A 981-nucleotide genomic window follows, 5' to 3' on the forward strand; every position below is an offset into this window, starting at 1 on the left:
GACGAGCCCGCCACCGTGGGCTACACCACGCTACGGGGCACTACTCTCGACGCGATCTGAATCGGCCTGACTTCCAGCGGTACCACTCACAACTACACACGCACACCCGACGGACAAGCCGTCGGGCTACGAGGCAGCTCACGGCACTACTACATCCAGGATCACCTCGGATCGACCGTCGGACTGTTCAACGGTGCCGGTGCTTACGCCGGCGGATACTCTTACAGCCCCTGCGGCGAAGCACGGGCCACGTCCACGAACAGCGCCGTGGTCGCCAACAGCCTCCGTTACATCGGTGGCCACCAAGAGGGTGCCAACGTCTACAAGCTCGGCGCCCGCTATTACGACGCTGCGTTGGGCGATTCACCCAGATGGATCCCACAGGTCAGGAAGCAAACCCGTACGCATATGGCGGGTCCGCGGGACTGTCTGATTAACGGTGTATCTGGATATGGCCTGACCGAAAGGTAGGGCGATGACCGCGCGGCTCAGCGCTTCGGCGACGTAGTCGAGGTCATCATCGAACAGGTCGGCGTAGGTATCGAGCGTCATCGCCGCGCTGGGGTGTCCGAGCATTCGTTGCACGGGCGGACCCGTCGTCGGCAGAGAGGAGCGCGACTGGCAGCGAGCGCGAGGCTCGAACTGAGTTCTTGGGGGGTTCACCTGGTCACCAGGATGTTGTTGTTCATCTCGGGCTTGACATTGTTCTGGGAACAGGGCCTCTACTGGGGCAGAAGTCGAGAGCTTCTCGATGGGACGACCTGCAAAGCAAAGGAACCCAGCCGTGAACCAGCGTAAGGAACTCTTAGGCAACCTTCGGGATCTCGTGAGGCCGAGGGGCGAGATCGTCCGATCCGTCATGGCGCTACCCACCCGCAGCAGACCGGGACTGGACGCGATCGTGGAGAGATCATGAAGCTCCTCGACTTGGCGCTAGGGACTGCCCCGAGTTTGGTTGACGTCTGATCTGTGAGGATTCGT

The 981-nt window shown here is 61.6% G+C and carries 1 pseudogene; it reads right to left on the reverse strand.

The window, feature by feature from the left end:
- Window positions 1-363: 363 nt before the first annotated feature.
- A pseudogene (locus AC25YV_RS12795) lies at window positions 364-585 on the reverse strand (hypothetical protein); the annotation flags it as partial.
- Window positions 586-981: the final 396 nt, after the last annotated feature.

It is taken from the genome of Microbacterium sp. Y832, from assembly GCF_057669765.1.